The 17,289-nt window shown below is 47.7% G+C and carries 17 protein-coding genes; 16 read left to right on the top strand and 1 reads right to left on the bottom strand.

Annotation, left to right across the window (positions count from 1 at the left end):
• Positions 1–455: 455 nt before the first annotated feature.
• Together A596_RS09295 and A596_RS09290 are read left to right on the top strand one after the other, a co-directional pair.
• Entirely contained in the window at positions 456–1,739 is a 1,284-nt protein-coding gene (locus tag A596_RS09295; RefSeq protein ID WP_039913889.1) for a sensor histidine kinase, read from the top strand.
• Between the two features lie 101 nt (positions 1,740–1,840).
• Entirely contained in the window at positions 1,841–3,418 is a 1,578-nt protein-coding gene (locus A596_RS09290) for a sigma-54-dependent transcriptional regulator (RefSeq protein WP_052417361.1), read from the top strand.
• A gap of 48 nt (positions 3,419–3,466) precedes the next feature.
• On the opposite strand, the gene A596_RS09285 is transcribed toward A596_RS09290, so the two are convergent.
• Positions 3,467–3,667, bottom strand: a complete 201-nt coding sequence (locus A596_RS09285; protein ID WP_039913888.1) for a PA3496 family putative envelope integrity protein — start codon at positions 3,665–3,667, stop codon at positions 3,467–3,469.
• A 272-nt stretch (positions 3,668–3,939) separates the two neighbouring features.
• Between A596_RS09285 and fliE the strand changes: the two genes are divergently transcribed.
• The 14 genes from fliE (at position 3,940) to fliO (ending at position 17,137) form a co-directional block, all read left to right on the top strand.
• Complete coding sequence (gene fliE, locus A596_RS09280; protein ID WP_039913887.1) at positions 3,940–4,314, top strand: flagellar hook-basal body complex protein FliE; 375 nt, start codon at positions 3,940–3,942, stop codon at positions 4,312–4,314.
• Positions 4,315–4,383: 69 nt separating this feature from the next.
• Positions 4,384–6,096: a flagellar basal-body MS-ring/collar protein FliF gene (gene fliF / locus A596_RS09275; protein ID WP_039913885.1), complete on the top strand. Its 1,713-nt coding sequence runs from the start codon at positions 4,384–4,386 to the stop codon at positions 6,094–6,096.
• A complete protein-coding gene (gene fliG / locus A596_RS09270; RefSeq protein ID WP_039913883.1) occupies positions 6,089–7,126 on the top strand; it encodes a flagellar motor switch protein FliG in 1,038 nt (345 codons plus the stop codon). The genes fliF and fliG overlap by 8 nt, the downstream gene beginning before the upstream one ends.
• Before the next feature lie 72 nt (positions 7,127–7,198).
• Positions 7,199–8,053, top strand: coding sequence for a flagellar assembly protein FliH (locus tag A596_RS09265; protein ID WP_235425660.1), 855 nt, complete (start codon positions 7,199–7,201; stop codon positions 8,051–8,053).
• 6 nt (positions 8,054–8,059) lie between these two features.
• Positions 8,060–9,445 carry a flagellar protein export ATPase FliI gene (fliI, locus tag A596_RS09260; RefSeq protein WP_039913882.1) on the top strand — a complete coding sequence of 462 codons (1,386 nt, stop codon included), beginning with the start codon at positions 8,060–8,062 and terminating at the stop codon, positions 9,443–9,445.
• A 51-nt stretch (positions 9,446–9,496) separates the two neighbouring features.
• Complete coding sequence (gene fliJ, locus A596_RS09255; protein ID WP_039913881.1) at positions 9,497–9,949, top strand: flagellar export protein FliJ; 453 nt, start codon at positions 9,497–9,499, stop codon at positions 9,947–9,949.
• A 133-nt stretch (positions 9,950–10,082) separates the two neighbouring features.
• Positions 10,083–10,388: an STAS domain-containing protein gene (locus tag A596_RS09250; protein WP_039913880.1), complete on the top strand. Its 306-nt coding sequence runs from the start codon at positions 10,083–10,085 to the stop codon at positions 10,386–10,388.
• A gap of 108 nt (positions 10,389–10,496) precedes the next feature.
• Complete coding sequence (locus A596_RS09245; protein WP_039913879.1) at positions 10,497–12,206, top strand: ATP-binding SpoIIE family protein phosphatase; 1,710 nt, start codon at positions 10,497–10,499, stop codon at positions 12,204–12,206.
• Positions 12,207–12,248: 42 nt separating this feature from the next.
• The gene (locus tag A596_RS09240; RefSeq protein ID WP_039913877.1) at positions 12,249–12,581 is read left to right on the top strand and encodes an Hpt domain-containing protein; all 333 of its coding nucleotides are present in this window, start codon (positions 12,249–12,251) and stop codon (positions 12,579–12,581) included.
• 104 nt (positions 12,582–12,685) lie between these two features.
• Positions 12,686–14,245 carry a flagellar hook-length control protein FliK gene (locus A596_RS22050; protein WP_052417360.1) on the top strand — a complete coding sequence of 520 codons (1,560 nt, stop codon included), beginning with the start codon at positions 12,686–12,688 and terminating at the stop codon, positions 14,243–14,245.
• A 191-nt stretch (positions 14,246–14,436) separates the two neighbouring features.
• The gene (locus A596_RS09230) at positions 14,437–15,006 is read left to right on the top strand and encodes a flagellar basal body-associated FliL family protein (protein ID WP_039913876.1); all 570 of its coding nucleotides are present in this window, start codon (positions 14,437–14,439) and stop codon (positions 15,004–15,006) included.
• 10 nt (positions 15,007–15,016) lie between these two features.
• On the top strand, positions 15,017–16,048 hold the full coding sequence (fliM, locus tag A596_RS09225; RefSeq protein ID WP_039913875.1) for a flagellar motor switch protein FliM: 1,032 nt from the start codon (positions 15,017–15,019) through the stop codon (positions 16,046–16,048).
• Positions 16,038–16,445 carry a flagellar motor switch protein FliN gene (gene fliN / locus A596_RS09220; RefSeq protein ID WP_039913874.1) on the top strand — a complete coding sequence of 136 codons (408 nt, stop codon included), beginning with the start codon at positions 16,038–16,040 and terminating at the stop codon, positions 16,443–16,445. The genes fliM and fliN overlap by 11 nt, the downstream gene beginning before the upstream one ends.
• 23 nt (positions 16,446–16,468) lie before the next feature.
• Positions 16,469–17,137 carry a flagellar biosynthetic protein FliO gene (gene fliO, locus A596_RS22045; RefSeq protein WP_052417359.1) on the top strand — a complete coding sequence of 223 codons (669 nt, stop codon included), beginning with the start codon at positions 16,469–16,471 and terminating at the stop codon, positions 17,135–17,137.
• The last annotated feature ends 152 nt before the right edge of the window (positions 17,138–17,289 follow it).

The following is a 17,289-nucleotide window of genomic DNA, read 5'->3' as shown; positions in this document are numbered from 1 at the left end:
GGGCGGGATGAATACATGAGATACAACCGTGTCCCGCCCGGGGCCACAGTGGTATCTCAGGTCTCATCAATCCGGTGTGGTGAGCGATGCGTGATCGCCGCACAGAGGACGCTTTTGCCATATCGATTGAGCGATAAGTTTGTTGACAAAAGCGCTCGGCATTTAACGTTAATGCCGGAGCAGATTACTCCCCCGAGAGGGTGCGCGCATTATAGAGAGGGTAAATAAATGCGACAACCCCGGTACGGTGAATAAAGGAATCTATTTGTATTTTCCAGCCAATGATTTGACTGCAGTTGTGCTTATTCTTTTTAACTTATTGAAATAAAAGAAAAAATTAGATTGGCATTGCGATTGCAATTACCCCGGTATTCACAGATAAAACGTCAACAATCCGATGGATTATTGACGCTCGCTTCTGAATTGCGAACAAGAAAAGGTCACTCGGGGTATCTATGACGCAAGCAGCATTCAGTCTGGTAAAAGCACCTGCCGGTAACAGTCGTCGGTTGAGTTTGTTACTGCCAGACAGTGATACCAGCCCTTCGGTAATTCACGGCCCCGATTTACTTGTCGCCGATAAAGGACAGGAATTACACACGCTGTTTAACGAAATGTCCGAACAATTGGCCGATTCGTACCACTTGCTGGAAAACCGTGTTGCGGAGTTAAACCAGGAGCTGAATCACCTCAGTGACCGCCGTTTGCAAGAACTGGCGGAGAAAGAGAAGCTCGCGAATCGCCTGGAAAGCCTGCTTAATTTTTTGCCCGGTGGAGTCGTGGTGCTGGATTCCTCCGGTTATGTTTCCGAATGTAATCCGGCCGCGAAAGATTTATTGGGCGAGCCATTACAGGGGCAATTGTGGCGCGACGTGATCAAGCGCAGTTTTGCCCCGCGCCAGGATGATGGCCATGAAGTGTCATTACGGGATGGTCGCCGTATCAGTATCCAGACACGTAACCTGGGCGAAGATGGCCAGATTATTTTACTGACTGACCAAACCGAAACCCGCCGTTTGCAAGGTGAGTTGAGCCGGCATGAACGCTTGTCTGCATTGGGCAAAATGATGAGCGCACTGGCCCATCAAATCCGCACGCCCTTGTCATCCGCGATGTTGTACGCCGGGCATTTATGCAGTGGCAAACTGGATGAAGAACGCCGCCAACAATTTTCTGAAAAAATCCTCGGACGTTTGAATAACATCGAGCGACAAGTTCAGGACATGCTCTTTTATGTCAAAGGTGAATTGGCATTAAACGATGTGATTAGCGTGGCGCAATTACAGGCGGAACTTGCTGAAGCAATGGAAGTCCCCTTGATGACCAGTGAATCCACCTGCGAGTGGGTGATCCATTGCCGGGAAAATTATATCCAATGCAATCGTGATGCATTAGTTGGCGCGTTGCTGAATCTGGTTAATAACGCCATTCAAGCCGTAGAGAAAAAAGCGCATTTGCGCATTGAATTTAATAGTTATCCGCAAGCATTGAACGATAGCAAGTTAGCAAACGAAGTGCCGCAACTGTGGATTCGTGTTTGCGATAAAGGGCCGGGAATTCCCGCAGAAATGTTAGCGAATGTCGGTGATTTGTTTGTTACTACCAAAGCCCAGGGCACAGGTCTGGGATTGAGTGTCGTAAAGGCGGTAGCGCGCGCGCACAAGGGTAAATTTTTGCTGCAGTCCACCGCAGGCAAAGGCACCTGCGCCAGTATGCTATTACCTTTTGCGAAGTTTTAATTTGTTTTGGTAGTGGCAGCGTCACTACTTATTGATGCCGGTTTTAAATATATTTTTTATTAACGTAATTAATCCTAACGTTATTTTTCTGGAGAATAGTCATGGCCCTTGCATTGCAACAAGCATCGTTTGAAAGTGCAATCAAAGTGCTGGTTGTTGAAGATGACAACAATTTGCGCGAAGCCTTAACCGATACGCTGCAATTGGCAGATTATTCTGTTGTCGCTGTTAATAGTGCGGAAGAAGCTATCAAGCAACTGGCTGATTACAACGATATCCGTATGATTGTTTCCGATGTGAATATGGGGGCAATGAGCGGGCACGATTTATTAAAAATCGTTAAAAAAGAATATCCGCATATTCCGATGATGCTGATTACTGCTTATGCCAGTATCAGTGAATCGGTCGATGCAATGAAGCATGGCGCGGTGGATTACCTGGTTAAACCATTCGCACCGCAAACGCTGGTGGAAACTGTTGCGCGCCATTTGGGTGTTGCGCAATTCTCCGGTGATGAACCCGTGGCCATGGCGCCATCCAGCAAACAATTATTGCTATTGGCGCAGCGTGTTGCGCAATCAGATTCAACGGTATTAATCGTGGGTGAATCGGGCACGGGTAAAGAGGTGTTGGCGCGTTATATTCACGATCATTCTCCGCGTCGCAATCAACCTTTTATTGCTATTAACTGTGCGGCTATTCCGGAAAACATGCTGGAAGCGATGTTGTTCGGCCATGAAAAAGGGGCTTACACCGGCGCGCACACCAGCAGCCCCGGTAAATTTGAACAGGCTAATGGCGGAACATTGTTACTGGATGAAATTTCGGAAATGGATATCGGCCTGCAAGCAAAATTATTGCGGGTACTGCAAGAGCGCGAAGTGGAACGTTTGGGTGGACGTAAAACAATTAAGCTTGATGTGCGTGTTATTGCGACGTCCAACCGCGACATGCGCAGCGAAGTCGTTGCTGCAAAATTCCGCGAAGACTTGTATTACCGTTTGAGTGTATTGCCATTGCAATGGGCACCCCTGCGTGATCGCCTGGAAGATATTATTCCGCTCGCCGATAAATTGTTGCAAAAGCACGCGCACAAGCAAAACCGTCGCGGTGTAAGTTTGTCGCCTTCTGCGCAGCAACAATTACTGGCTTATCCGTGGCCGGGTAATGTGCGTGAATTGGATAATATTATGCAGCGCGCGTTAATTTTACAGCCGGGAAAATCTATCCAGGCAGAGGATTTGGGGCTAGGTGGACACGGAACTTATTCACAAAGCCCAACGCACTACAGCCAGAAACCTAATTTGCTGGAAGCGGCGCAAGTGATTGGCGGTTCTGTGGAATCGGTTGCTCCAATCGCGGCTGAGTCGCACTATCAACCGGTTATTGCTGCACCGGCTTACGCTAGCACTGCGTATCGCGCCAGCCAATTTTCTGTTGGTAATCTGGCGGGCGATAATATTGCATTGATTAGCAATACGCCCGTGCATCACTCCTCGTTGAATAATCCGGCATTGGGTAATGATTTAAAACAGCGCGAATACGAAATTATTATGAATACCTTGCGCATAGAGCGCGGCAGCCGCAAAAATACCGCTGAGCGTTTGGGGATTAGTGCGCGTACCTTGCGTTATAAGATCGCTCGCTTGCGTGAAGAAGGTTATGAAATTACGGAGTGATTATGACGAATTTGCCCCACGAGTTTGTGGGGCAATTTTTATGTAAGCTTAATGCATAAAATCAAACTCATACTCGCAAGTTTCACGCGCCAGTTTTTTGGCCTCCCATTTTTCTTCCAACTTACGACGGCATTCCATATTGCGACGGATTTGTTGGCGTTTGCTTTTTGAAATCACCACATCGGCGAGGAAACTTGCCATGGCACTTTCTAATAATTCCTGCTCATTAATCAATTCAGCGTTGTTCATGAAAAGCTCCTTTGGACGAGGGCGTTACAGGTATTTTCGAGTGGATCTTATTCCGCGCGAATGACAGATGCGTGAACTCTCTGCGACAAATTGATTACGATTTCCGATCACATTTCAGGCGTTTTCTGGCAATGGATTGCCATGCGGCAAATCTTGGCCTGCTTTGTGCAAAATCCCCTGCAATGACGAATTTTCTCGCTGTTCTGCCAATTTTTTGTCAGTTCAAATTTTTGTTGGTATAGGCAGCGAATAAAGTGAAGGGGAACTGGATCATGACTGATCGTGTAGATATCAACCGTTTACTGGGCGATATGCGCAGCCTGAAGGCGCAAACGCAAGTATTTCAAAGACCCCAAGGTGTTGGTGATACACCTGCTGGCCTGCGCAGCCTGGGTGCGTTGCCGGTTGAGGGTACAGTTAAAACCCCAAGCTTCGGCGATTTAATGACGCAGGCGATCAATAAGGTAAATGACGTACAAAAAACTTCCAGTTCCATGGCGGAAGCGTATGAACGCGGTGTGGCGGGCGTGGATATTACCGATGTAATGGTCGCTTCACAAAAAGCGTCAGTCGCATTTCAGGCGACCGTGCAAGTGCGCAACAAATTGATTGATGCCTATCGCGATGTAATGAATATGCCAATTTAGTTTGTAGCGATGATTGTCGATTTAAAACAATTGTTAACCGTTAAAAAGTAATTCCAAGGTGTAAACATTATGGCTACTCCCGCCACAGCTGATAACGAAAACCTGCCCGCCGAAAAAAGTAAAATTGGCGGTGATTTTTTAGAAGGTTTGAGCAACCTGAATTTGTTGCGTCAGGTTGGTTTGATGATCACGCTTGCCGCCAGTGTTGCTATTGGTTTTGCGGTGGTGATGTGGATTCAGGGTGATGATTATCGTCCATTGTATGGCCGCATGGATAACCTGGATGCTGGTAGCGTGATTGAAGTGCTGGAGCAAAACCAGATTAAATTTAAAGTGGATGCAAATTCCGGTGCAATTCTGGTTGCCGCGGAAGATGTACACATGGCGCGTTTGAAGCTGGCTGAATTTGGTTTGCCATCTAACCCCACCCAGGGGTTTGAGCTTATGGATAAAGAGCAACCATTAGGCACCAGCCAGTTTGTAGAAGGCACTCGTTACCAACGCAGCATTGAAGGGGAACTCGCACGCACCATCACGAGTATTAACAGTATTCGCAGTGCGCGCGTGCATTTGGCAATTCCGAAAAAAACTGTATTCGTGCGCGACGCTACTAACCCGACAGCATCCGTTTTTGTGGAAGTATTTTCCGGCAGGGGTGTTGAGCCGGCGCAAGTCAAGGCGATTATGAACCTGGTCGCCTCATCGGTTCCCGGAATGAAAATGGCCGATGTAACAGTCGTTGACCAGCACGGTAATTTGTTATCAACCGGTGAAGAAAGTGCTGATCTTCTGCTTGCCGAAAAACAACACAAATATTCGCAGGAAGTAGAGTCCAGCGTTATTAAACGTATTAACAGTATTTTGGAGCCGGTTGTTGGTAGCGGTAAATTCCGCGCGGAAGTGAGCGCTGATGTTGATTTCACTGCGGTGGAGCAAGCGGCTGAAACGTTTAATCCGGATCTACCGGCAATTCGCTCCGAACAAACCTTAAACGAAACCCGTCGTGCAGGCGATACTGCGGCGGGAATTCCCGGCGCACTTACTAATCAACCCCCCGGGACAACAACCCAGGTTCCTGAACAAATCGACCCGGCTACCGGTCAGCCGGTAGCAAAGCCAGAACCAACGAATAATCGGGAACAAGCAACCCGCAATTACGAATTGGATCGCACCGTAAGCTATACCAAGCATCAGCAGGGCGCATTGAAGCGTTTAACGGTTGCAGTGGTAGTGGATGATAAAGTGGTCGTAAATGCGGACGGAACCCAAACCGTAACACCATGGACTGAAAACGAATTGGAACGCTTGTCTATACTGGTGAGGGATGCGGTGGGCTTCAGCGCTGTGCGTGGTGATAGCGTCAATGTATTGAACTCACCGTTTGCCGGGCGTGTCCTCGACCCAAATGCCGGTGTTGAAGAAACGCCCTGGTGGGAACAATGGATCATGCCCAACATCAAATACATTGCCAGCGTGTTGGTTATACTCCTGATTGTATTTGGATTGTTGCGACCGATGTTCAAGAGCCTTTCCAAACAAGGTGGCAGGCTGGCAGAGGAAGAGGAAGCCCGTCAATTGGCTGCACTTGAAGCTGCGGGTGGTATGGCTGGCCTGGAAAATATGTCAGATGAAACAGTAACCCTTACCGGTGGCCACGCGCTTATGCTGCCTGGGCCTGAGCAAGGTTACGAAGAACAAATTAATGCTATTAAAGGTTTGATTGCCGATGATCCGGGCCGTGTTGCCCAAGTTGTTAAAAAGTGGATAAATCGCGATGACTGATGCAAATACCAACGATAAAGCGGTCGCCAAACCGGCGCTAAAAATGCGCTATGTGGATCAGGCAGCGATTTTATTGATGTCGCTGGGCGAATCTGATGCGGCAGAAATTTTAAAGCACATGGGGCCAAAAGAAGTGCAACGTATTGGCGCTGCCATGACCCAATTGCAAAACGTGCAGCAATCCGAAGTGCAAGCGGTACTTGGTAATTTTTTGGATGAAGTCCGCACCTTAACCGGTTTGGGTGTCGGTGCTGATAATTACATCCGCAAAATGCTGGTGACAGCGTTAGGTGAAGATAAAGCAAACAGCCTGATTGACCGTATCCTGATCGGTGGAAATACCACGGGCCTGGATACACTCAAGTGGATGGAAGCGCGTTCCGTCGCCGATATTATTCGCAATGAACACCCCCAAATCCAGGCGATTGTTATCGCGTATCTGGACGCAGATCAATCGGCTGAAATCCTCGGTTATTTTCCGGAAAAAGTGCGCCTCGATATTATGATGCGTGTTGCATCATTGGATACAGTTCAACCGAGTGCATTGCAAGAACTGAATGATATCCTGGAAAAACAATTTTCCGGTAATGCCGCATCGCAAACGAAAACGATGGGTGGTTATAAAGTTGCTGCGGAAATTATGAATAACCTGGATGGTTCGATCGAAGCCGAATTGATGGAAGGTATTAAAGAGATTGACGAAGACATGGGTAACCAGATCCAGGATCTCATGTTCGTATTCGACAATCTCAAAGAGGTGGACGACCGCGGTATCCAGGCATTGTTGCGCGAAGTTTCTTCCGATGTGTTGGTGGTCGCTCTCAAAGGGGCCGACGACGAACTCAAGGAAAAAATATTCAAAAATATGTCCAAACGTGCTGCCGAATTGTTGCGCGACGATTTGGAAACCAAACCGCCAATGCGTTTGGCCGATGTGGAAGCGGCGCAAAAAGAAATTCTTATTACTGCGCGTCGCATGGCCGATGCGGGCGAAATTATGCTGGGTGGTGGCGGCGACCAAATGGTGTAAAAGCCATGGTCGCCAGTTCATTGCAATGTGTTGTTGAAATAAAGCGCTGTTTGCGTGCGCTGTTGAGATTAGATGAGCATGTCGGATTCCAGTTTACCCAGCCGTATTCCTGCTGAATCGGTTGATCAAGCAACGACCTGGGTGTTGCCGCCGGTGAGCGACAACGGGCGGGTGCTTTCATCTGCGGAGAAAGAAGCGCGTGAGCGGCGCGAACGGTTGCTTCGGCGCGAACAGGAAAAAATCGAAACTGTTGAAATTCCTGTCGTTGAACAAACCCCGCAAGTTGGAATGACTGCGGAGGAAATGCAGGCGATTTTTGATGAAGCTGAAAAAGAAGGCTTTGAACAAGGTCATAAAGAAGGTTTTGCTAAAGGCAACACCGAAGGTTATGAAGCAGGCCGCCAGCAAGGTTTAAAAGAAATGCGCGCGCAATTAGTCGCGGAGCAACAGCGCTTCCAGGCGTTGGCGAATGCGTTATTGAATCCACTGACTGCACAAGATGATGATATTGAGCACATGTTGCTGGATGTAATCTGCACACTCACCCAAAGCGTAGTGCAACGCGAACTGCAAACCGATTCATCGCAAACCCTGGCGTTGGTTCGCAATGCGATTGATGCATTGCCTATTGGTAGTAAAAATATTCGCGTTTGTGTCAATCCGGATGATCTGGCGGCGATCGAAACTTACGCGGCCGAGCAACAACTGGAATGGAAGTTTTTCGGCGATGCTGAATTATTACCCGGTGGTTGCCGTATAGAAACGCCGGAAAGTCGCGTGGATTTTTCCGTATCTTCCCGTTTGCAAACAGTGCTGGAACAATTTCTTACCAAACAATTGGCGGGTACTGATGACGATAGTGATGAAGGGGAATCATCGTCGGGTATTGATTCCTCATCCGTTGCTGTTGTCGATGACGAAAAGTAGGCTGTTATGTCTGAACGCCAATCCCTGACTTCACGCATTCGCAGTTACGCACCACGAAAACCCACCCTGGTTGAACCCCAGGCGGAAGGGCGCATTACCCGCGCAGTCGGCCTGACACTGGAAGCGGTTGGGTTGAATGTATCCGTGGGGCGCCAGTGCGAAATTATTAATAACGATAATCGTCGTATCGAAGCAGAAGTCGTGGGGTTTGCGGGTGATAAAGTTTTCCTTATGCCCATCAAACAAGTAGAAGGCTTGCAACCTGGCGCACGCGTTGTACCTGTATCTACGCAAATGGGCATGCGCGTTGGACCGCAATTACTCGGACGTGTTGTTAACGGCATTGGCCAGCCGCTTGACGGTAAGGGCCCTTTGATCGGTGATGAATTCCTCGACTTTCACCCCCGGGCAATCAATCCTTTGCAGCGTCATCCCATCAGCGAACCATTGGATGTAGGTGTGCGTGCGATTAATGCGCTGATTACTGTCGGTCGTGGGCAACGCCTTGGGCTGATGGCAGGTTCCGGTGTCGGTAAAAGTGTGTTGATGGGCATGATGACCCGCTTTACTACGGCAGATGTCGTTGTCGTGGGATTGGTTGGTGAACGTGGCCGTGAAGTAAAAGAATTTATTGACCACATCCTGGGTGAGGAAGGTTTGCGTCGCGCAGTGGTAGTTGCATCACCCGCTGATGACGCCCCCTTGATGCGTCTGCGTGCATCGCAATTATCGAGTCGTATCGCCGAATACTATCGGGATCAGGGTTTGAATGTATTGTTGCTGATGGATTCACTGACCCGTTTTGCCCAGGCGCAACGTGAAATTGCCCTGGCGATTGGTGAACCGCCAGCGACTAAAGGTTATCCTCCTTCCGTTTTTGCAAAGATTCCCCAGTTGGTTGAGCGTGCCGGTAATGCGGCAGAAGGGGAAGGGTCCATTACGGCGTTTTACACCGTGTTGACAGAGGGCGATGACCTGCAAGATCCGATTGCGGACTCCGCGCGCGCTATCCTCGATGGTCACGTGGTGCTCTCACGCCGTTTGGCGGAAGAAGGGGTTTATCCTGCCATTGATGTGGAAGCATCCATCAGCCGGGCCATGCAGAATATTGTTGATGATGAGCATCTGAAAATGATGCAGCGTTTCAAGCAATTATTAGCCAGGTACCAACAGAATCGTGACCTTATCTCCATCGGTGCCTATACCCCGGGCGCAGATCCGGATACCGATATGGCGATTGAACGTTTTCCTCATTTGCGCGCGTTCATCCAGCAGGGCATCAAACAGGGAGTGCATATGCCTGAATGTGTTGCCAACCTGAAATCCCTGTTAAAACCTCCGGCAAATACCAGGGCGAATAGCCCGTTGGCTGCACAGCATCGTCAAAAATAAATACTTTTTAATTATAAAAATACAGAAGTTCACATTGGAGGACGTTAATTAATGGCGGAATCGCGGGCAAAACGCATGCAAGTCGTGTTGACGTTGGCAGTGCGTCAGGAAGACGAGGCCGCTGAGAAATTACGTCAATTTCGCGATCAGGTTGTGCAGGAGGAGCGCCAATTGCAGGATCTGCGTGATTACGCTGCCCAGTATCTGCAAGCCCAGGGGGGATTGCGTGAGGGTATTCTTGCCCATGAACTGATTAATTACAGTAGTTTTATTCATCGTCTGAACGAGGCTTGCACTGAGCAGGAAGGTAAAGTGCTGCGTATGCAATCCCTGCTACTTAACATGCAGAAGCAGTGGCAGATTAAACATCAAAAACGCAAGTCAATTGAGGATTTGATCAAACGTTTGCAACATGAGGATGATGTAATCCTTGAAAAGCGTTTGCAGAAAGAATTGGATGAACTAAGCTCGCTGCAGTTACGGCATAGGTCCAATCAGGAATAAATCGCTGATTTAACCCGGAAAACTGGACAAGTCCCTACTGCAAGTCAGGCGTTATAGGCTATCCTTAGGGGGTGCCTGCCGATGGGCCACCCCAGAGCCGGGAATGATCTGAAGTATTTTAACGAGGTAAGACATGGCGATCACGTCAACAGTATCCCCTGACGGTAATCAAGTCACAATTTATATCCAGGGCCGCTTTGATTTTAGTTCCCACCAGGAATTCCGTAGTGCCTACGAAAAACTTTCCCATGCACCGACTCATTATCGAGTCGATTTACAAGGTACTTCGTATCTCGATAGTTCTGCATTGGGCATGTTATTGCTGTTGCGCGATTACGCCGGTGGTGAGCAATCCAATATCCAGATCGTAAATTGCGCCCCTGATGTGAAAAAGATTTTATTGATCTCCAATTTTGAGCAGCTATTTGACATTCAATAATTGCCTGACAGTAATTGATTGTTTGTAGTTTCCACTTTTCCGGTTGCAAAGGTTTGTTTCCACCTTCTTTATACGTTGAGTGTGCGAGTGTTGTATGGAAGCGATCTTATGAATGATGTGCGTCGTTTGAAAATTCTGGTCGCTGACGATACAGATACTGACAGGCTTATTTTGGAGAGCATTGTACGCAAAGAAGGGCACACCGTTGTTTCTGCGTGCAATGGCCTTCAGGCGATTGAAGTTTACAACGCTGAGCGTCCGGATATCGTTTTGCTGGATGCGTTGATGCCGGAGCTGGATGGCTTTGGTGCGGCGCGAAAAATCAAAGAGCTGGCGGGTGATGAGCTGGTTCCTATTATTTTCCTCACATCATTGTCTGATACCGAATCCCTGGTGCAGTGCCTGGATGCCGGGGGCGATGATTTTTTATCCAAACCCTATAATCGCATCATTCTCCAGGCCAAAATAAAATCCTTCAATCGCATGCGCGAACTGCACAGCACCATGCTGACCCAGCGCGACCAGATTGTGCAATACAACAATCGCTTGTTGCAGGAACAAATGGTCGCCAAGCATGTGTTCGATAACGTTGCCCATAGCGGCTGTTTGAATGCAAATAATGTGCGCTATTTTTTGTCGTCACTTGCCGTATTTAACGGTGATGTATTGGTTGCGGCGATGCGACCTTCAGGCAGCATGATGGTATTGCTGGGTGATTTCACCGGTCACGGTTTGCCCGCTGCTATTGGCGCTATGCCATTGGCATCCACATTCTATGGCATGGTACCCAAAGGGTTTTCCATGACCGATATCCTGCGTGAAATCAATGGCAAATTAAAAAATATTCTGCCGGTAGGCATTTTTTGCTGTGCGGTGATGATGGATATTAATTTTCGTAAGCGAAAAATTAAAATCTGGAATGGTGGTTTACCGGACTGCTTTGTTCACCGGCACTCCGACAGCAGCATTACTCCTGTTAAATCAACTCATCTACCTTTGGGTGTTTTATCAAATCGCGCATTCAAAGACGATTGTGAATATATTGAGTTAGAAAAAAATGACCGCATTTTTGTCTGGTCGGATGGTATTCACGAAGCGCGTAATGCGGCGGGCGAAATGTTCGGCGAAGCGCGGTTGAAACAGGTCTTTGCCAACAATCGTAACCAGAATCGCTTGTTTGATGAAATTATCGAGGGAGTTCAGCAATTTGTCGGTGGCGGAGAAAAAGATGATGATTTATCGCTACTGGAAATTCGCATGGATGAACCGGAGCGGGTTAATGCCTATGCCAAAGAGGCCAGCGACCGTTTCGGCAATGCTGATATTGAATGGAGCATGCGTTTCGAAGTAAAACCTACCAGCTTCAAAGTATTTGATCCACTGCCCATGTTGTTAAATGTGCTTATGGAAGTTCCCAGCCTGCGCGGCTTCAGCAGCACGCTTTACACTATTTTGGCTGAGCTTTATACCAATGCATTAGAGCACGGTGTACTTAAATTAGACTCCGGGCTCAAGCAGACACCCGATGGTTTTTCTGAATATTATCGCTTGCGTGAAGAGCGGATTAATCTCGTCGGTAGCGGTTATGTGCGCATCAATATCTTGCATAAAACCAATGAAAATGGCGGCCTGTTAAAAGTGCGTATTGAAGACAGTGGCGACGGTTTTGATTTTGCCAATCGCAGCCACGATAACCTGTCAGCATTCGGCTATAGCGGGCGTGGTATTGCTTTGGTGGAAAAGCTTTGTGGTGGTGTGAAATACTCTGGCCGTGGCAATATTGCGGAAGTCGATTTTTCCTGGCTGAAGGATGACTAACGCAAATTTGACGCGACATAATATCAATCGAGATGCCAACCAATGGAACACCTGGATTACGAAACCCTAAACACCCTGAAGCAAGTAATGGAGGATGATTTCAATTTATTGATTGAAACCTTCACGCAGGATTCCACCGAACGCCTTAAGAAATTGCAGGAGCTTATTCAGGGAAATGACGCCGACCTGATTCGTCGGGCAGCCCATAGTTTTAAAGGAAGTAGCAGTAATATCGGTGCCCAGCAGTTATCGGCCCTGTGCGCTGCGCTGGAAAAGAAAGCGCTTGCAGGAGAGTTGGAAAATTTAACTGTGGATGTGGCACGCATCGAGCAGGAATTTCAACTGGTTCTAACCCAACTGGATGCGTTCCATTAATTTGCCAACCGGTATTGGCACCTCCCTTGCAATATCTCCGCTGAACCTACTTATCGACTGGGCAAACGGCAAATACTTGCCGACGCTTATGGCAGGAGCAGCAAATGAATAGTGGCAATCTTCTTAATAGCTTGCTGGGTGCAACAGGTGCCAATGCGGCCGCCAGTAAAAATGCATCACCTAAAATCCGTATTGATACCAGCGAGCAATTTCGTAATGCATTGGAACAGGCCCGGCCAGAAGTTGCCGCTCCCAAGCCTGCTGCGCGAAAAGCGCCACCGACTCCCGCCCCCAGGGCAGAGCCACGCTCCGTTGATGCCGCAGACTCTCGTGCTAAAACCAAAGCAGATGCTCGACCATCGGCAGATCGTCAAATAGAAAGGTCTGTTTCAACGACTGGTGCCAGCAAAAAAAGCGAAACCAACACTTGCAGCAAGGCTGGCGATTCGGGAAAAAATCCCGAATCAAAAGACGTTGTTCGCCAGGAATCCAATGATATTGAACAGGCTGCGGTAGCCCAGGCCAAGCCTACCGGGGAAGTTGATGCCGCAGAGACAGAAGTTCCTGTCATTGTTAATGCATTATTAGCGGCTGGTGAATTAGAGGTTTCACCAGATGTAAGCACTGAAGATCCCGGCTTGGCGCTTGAAGACCCATCAAAAAAAGCGGTTACCCCCGATGATGCCTCAATAAATCCGGCACTCCTGCCGCTTGACGGCACATTGGTATATCCCTTGGTCGCAACACCACCCGAAAATGCTCCAGTGCTTCAGGTGCTAAGTGGAAGCGGTAAGGAGGATGCTAGTGATTTACCAGAATCCGATATAGATGCTTCTATATTGTTAGCCCAGTCTGGTGCGTCGGCTGTTACAACTCCCTCACTCAAAACTGTTACGACTTCTTCGTTCAATAATGTTTCAGGCACAAATAACGGTAATGCCAATGCTCCTTTAACCACGCCAATGATTAATCAGATGCCAATAGATACCGCGGCCTCCAAGCCTGACGAGCAGGCCGGTTTACTGGGTGAGCCAGCGCCGGAAACATCGGCAGATAACCCGGATTTCCTCCTGTTAAGTGGTAAAGCGGTGCTCGGAAAACTAATGGATACCAATGTTTCAGCGGATAAAACTGCTGCGACAATTGATGCAGCAAAACCTGCATTGACCCCCACTGTGTTGACCGAACCTTTAACGCGTTTGGCAGAACCCCAATCTCCTGCTGCGAGAAATTTTGTAGTGCAAACCGGTGTTCCGGTTGCTGTTGGACAACCACAATGGAATCAGGCTGTTGGTGAAAAAGTATTGTGGTTGGCGGCGCAAAATGTGAGTGCTGCTGAAATTCGCCTTGATCCACCGGATCTTGGGCAATTGCATGTAAAAGTCAGCGTAAACCAGGACCAGGCAACTGTGACATTTACCAGCCCACATCCAATGGTACGCGACGCATTGGACCAGCAACTTAACCGTTTACGCGAAATGTTTTCCGAGCAAGGTTTAAATCTGGTGAATGTAGATGTTTCCGATAAATCCTTCGCACAACATGAGCAAGAACGCGGACAGGGCGGAAGCGCGGGTACGTCGGGTGATGTGGATGATGATGAACTGGTCCCGGTTGCAATGACAACCATCACATCGACTCGTCTTGTCGATCATTACGCCTGATTATTTAGATTTTCCTCCCCAACAACGTTGTAGTGGCGAGAAGCTGAGCGAATTGCTCAGCTTCTCTACATCTTTGTTTTTTATCGAATTTCCCCTCGCAAACTGCACAGCCACTGCTAAGCTTTCAGAGGCGATACTGGCACAGGTATTGCTCAACCCCTTTTGATCTCTGAAAGTGACGGAGTTTTGACATGGCTGCTGCTCCCCAGAAAGCTACTAATGACGCAGGCGATGAAGCCGGCGGTAAAAAAAAGAAAAAATTATTATTAATTATTGGTTTGGCGGTAGCGTTGGTCGCTGTTTCCATTGGTGGAACGGTGGTTGCGCTCAAAATGTTATCGCCGGCGCCCGCAGCGACCGATGAAAAATCGGCGGCGAAAGACGAGGAAAAGTCACCGCTGGAGCCTGCTATTTATTTCGATATGGCCCCGAATTTTACTATCAATTTTAATGTGAATGGCCGGCAGCGTTATCTGCAGGCTGCGATCACGTTGTTATATCGGGACCCTGCGTTAGAAGCATTATTAAAATTACACATGCCTGCGATTCGCAACGGGTTGGTGATGCTATTCAGCGGCAAGAATTTTGATGAATTGCAATCTACCGAGGGTAAAGAAACTCTAAAGGCCGAAGCCTTGGAAATTATCAATAACCAATTAAAGAAAGAGCAACAAGCACTCGCTGAAAAAAATGAAGATGATGAAAAAAAATCGCCTTCCACTGTTGAACAAGTGCTGTTCACCAATTTTGTAATGCAATAAGGAATCCGTCGTGCAAGATCTACTCTCACAAGACGAAATTGATGCGCTCTTACATGGCGTTGATGACGGTGATATAGATACCGAATCGGATGTAGAGCCGGGTACGGTAAAAAATTATGACCTGACCAGTCAGGATCGTATTGTGCGTGGGCGCATGCCAACGCTGGAGATGATCAACGAACGTTTTGCGCGTTACACCCGTATTAGCATGTTCAACCTGTTGCGTAGAACCGCGGATGTATCTGTTGGTGGTGTTCAAATCCAGAAATTTGGCGAATACGTACACACGCTTTACGTGCCTACCAGTTTAAATATGGTGAAATTTCGTCCGTTGCGCGGTACTGCACTAATTATTCTGGATGCGCGCCTGGTATTTAAATTGGTGGATAATTTTTTTGGTGGTGATGGTCGCCATGCAAAAATTGAAGGTCGCGAATTTACGCCGACAGAATTACGCGTTGTGCAAATGGTTTTGAACCAGGCTTTTGTGGATTTAACAGAAGCCTGGAAAGCTGTGTTTCCAATTACATTTGAATATGTCCATTCTGAAGTAAACCCTTCACTCGCTAACATCGTGAGCCCGAGTGAAGTGGTTGTGGTAAGTACATTCCATATTGAGCTGGATGGTGGCGGCGGTGAAATGCATATCACCGTTCCTTATTCAATGATTGAACCCATTCGCGAAGTACTTGATGCCGGTTTGCAAAGTGACAGCGATGAACACGATGAGCGTTGGGAAAAAGCGCTCCGTGAAGATGTACTTTCCGCAAAAGTGGATTTGGAGTGCGATATCGTCCGCCGCGATATTACCCTGCGCGATATTGTTGATTTAAAAGTAGGTGATGTAATTCCGGTGGAATTTCCGGATTACCATGTACTTACCGCAAACGGAGTGCCGATGTTTCGCACACAACTAGGACAATCCAACGGTTTTCTCTCATTAAAAGTTAAAGAATTTATTGATCGCAGTAGTGCCTACAACATAACTGGTACTAAAGGCGAAAATGCAAACGCGAACAAAGGTGATAAAAATGGCAGATGATGACATTGATCAGGACTCAATGGCCGATGATTGGGCCGCGGCGATGGCTGAACAAGCCGATGTCGATGCAGCCATGGCCCATGCGGTGAGTTTTGATGAATTAAAAAATGAAGTAACCAAACAATCAGCGCCGGGCAGCCCGGACCTGGATGTAATTCTGGATATCCCTGTTTCCATTTCAATGGAGGTAGGGCGCACGTCAATTACGATTCGCAATTTGCTGCAATTAAATCAGGGTTCAGTCATTGAATTGGATCGTCTTGCCGGTGAGCCATTGGATGTATTGGTGAACGGAACCCTGATTGCGCACGGTGAAGTGGTTGTAGTTAACGAAAAATTCGGAATTCGAATGACCGACGTTATTAGCCCGGCCGAGCGGATTAAAAAATTACGTTAGTGGAACTGATTTAGGAATGCATAATGAGCCCCGCATTTAAAAAAGTAATTTACAGGGTGACAGGGGCGGGGCTATTAGCAGCTGCGATGACTTGTTCGGCTGCTAATGATGTCACTGCGTCACCATCTGCAGAAGTTTCTTCAAACGCCGTTGCCTCGACATTGTCGGCGAGTTCAGTCGTAGCGTCACCGATGGTACAAAATCCGGATACGGCCGTTGTTCCTGCTACCCCACAAAACGATGTGCAAACACCTGCGAATAACACGAATCCCTACTATAAAAATGCAAATGGTAATAACCCGCCTATTGGTAGTGGTGGGCATTTGCTCAATGTAACGGTGGGCTTGTTGTTGGTAATCGGTTTGATTTTTGGTCTCTCCTGGTTTGTAAAACGTTTCAACCAGGGAAATTTTTCCGGTAACTCACACTTAAAAATTATTGCCACCATGCCATTGGGCACGCGTGAGCGTATCGCGTTAATCGATGTTGGTGGCCAACAATTGTTGTTAGGTATTACTCCAACACACATCAATACGTTACATACGTTTGATACGCCTATCGCCGCAAATTCAGCGGATATGAACACCTCCGATTTTGGCCGCAAACTAATGGCAATATTACAGCGGCCAAGTGATGCTGGCGACCAATCCGATCAATCGAGTGGCAATAATAATTCCGGAAAGCGGGAATAATTATGGTGAATTATCAATTACCCACAATTAAAAAATTAAATAGCAAAAAATTAATTAGCCTGGGTTTTATTTTATTGCTGTGGTTATTCACAAATGTAGTTGCAGCACAAACGAGTTTGCCACCGGTTACTGACCCGGGTTCTGGTAGTTTG

Source organism: Cellvibrio mixtus subsp. mixtus J3-8 (genome assembly GCF_000766945.1).
Taxonomy (GTDB): Bacteria; Pseudomonadota; Gammaproteobacteria; order Pseudomonadales; family Cellvibrionaceae; genus Cellvibrio; species Cellvibrio mixtus_A.
The sequence above is the reverse complement of the archived record's forward strand: the minus strand, read 5'-3'. Positions and strand labels throughout refer to the sequence as shown.

Coding starts and splice junctions, on each gene's coding strand:
- A596_RS09230 (WP_039913876.1), top strand. CDS start 14,437: ATGGCTGCTGCTCCCCAGAAAGCTACTAATGACGCAGGCGATGAAGCC.
- A596_RS09285 (WP_039913888.1), bottom strand. CDS start 3,667: ATGAACAACGCTGAATTGATTAATGAGCAGGAATTATTAGAAAGTGCC.
- fliF (WP_039913885.1), top strand. CDS start 4,384: ATGGCTACTCCCGCCACAGCTGATAACGAAAACCTGCCCGCCGAAAAA.
- A596_RS09250 (WP_039913880.1), top strand. CDS start 10,083: ATGGCGATCACGTCAACAGTATCCCCTGACGGTAATCAAGTCACAATT.
- fliN (WP_039913874.1), top strand. CDS start 16,038: ATGGCAGATGATGACATTGATCAGGACTCAATGGCCGATGATTGGGCC.
- A596_RS09265 (WP_235425660.1), top strand. CDS start 7,199: ATGAGCATGTCGGATTCCAGTTTACCCAGCCGTATTCCTGCTGAATCG.
- fliE (WP_039913887.1), top strand. CDS start 3,940: ATGACTGATCGTGTAGATATCAACCGTTTACTGGGCGATATGCGCAGC.
- A596_RS09290 (WP_052417361.1), top strand. CDS start 1,841: ATGGCCCTTGCATTGCAACAAGCATCGTTTGAAAGTGCAATCAAAGTG.
- A596_RS22050 (WP_052417360.1), top strand. CDS start 12,686: ATGAATAGTGGCAATCTTCTTAATAGCTTGCTGGGTGCAACAGGTGCC.
- A596_RS09245 (WP_039913879.1), top strand. CDS start 10,497: ATGAATGATGTGCGTCGTTTGAAAATTCTGGTCGCTGACGATACAGAT.
- fliO (WP_052417359.1), top strand. CDS start 16,469: ATGAGCCCCGCATTTAAAAAAGTAATTTACAGGGTGACAGGGGCGGGG.
- fliJ (WP_039913881.1), top strand. CDS start 9,497: ATGGCGGAATCGCGGGCAAAACGCATGCAAGTCGTGTTGACGTTGGCA.
- fliG (WP_039913883.1), top strand. CDS start 6,089: ATGACTGATGCAAATACCAACGATAAAGCGGTCGCCAAACCGGCGCTA.
- fliI (WP_039913882.1), top strand. CDS start 8,060: ATGTCTGAACGCCAATCCCTGACTTCACGCATTCGCAGTTACGCACCA.
- A596_RS09295 (WP_039913889.1), top strand. CDS start 456: ATGACGCAAGCAGCATTCAGTCTGGTAAAAGCACCTGCCGGTAACAGT.
- A596_RS09240 (WP_039913877.1), top strand. CDS start 12,249: ATGGAACACCTGGATTACGAAACCCTAAACACCCTGAAGCAAGTAATG.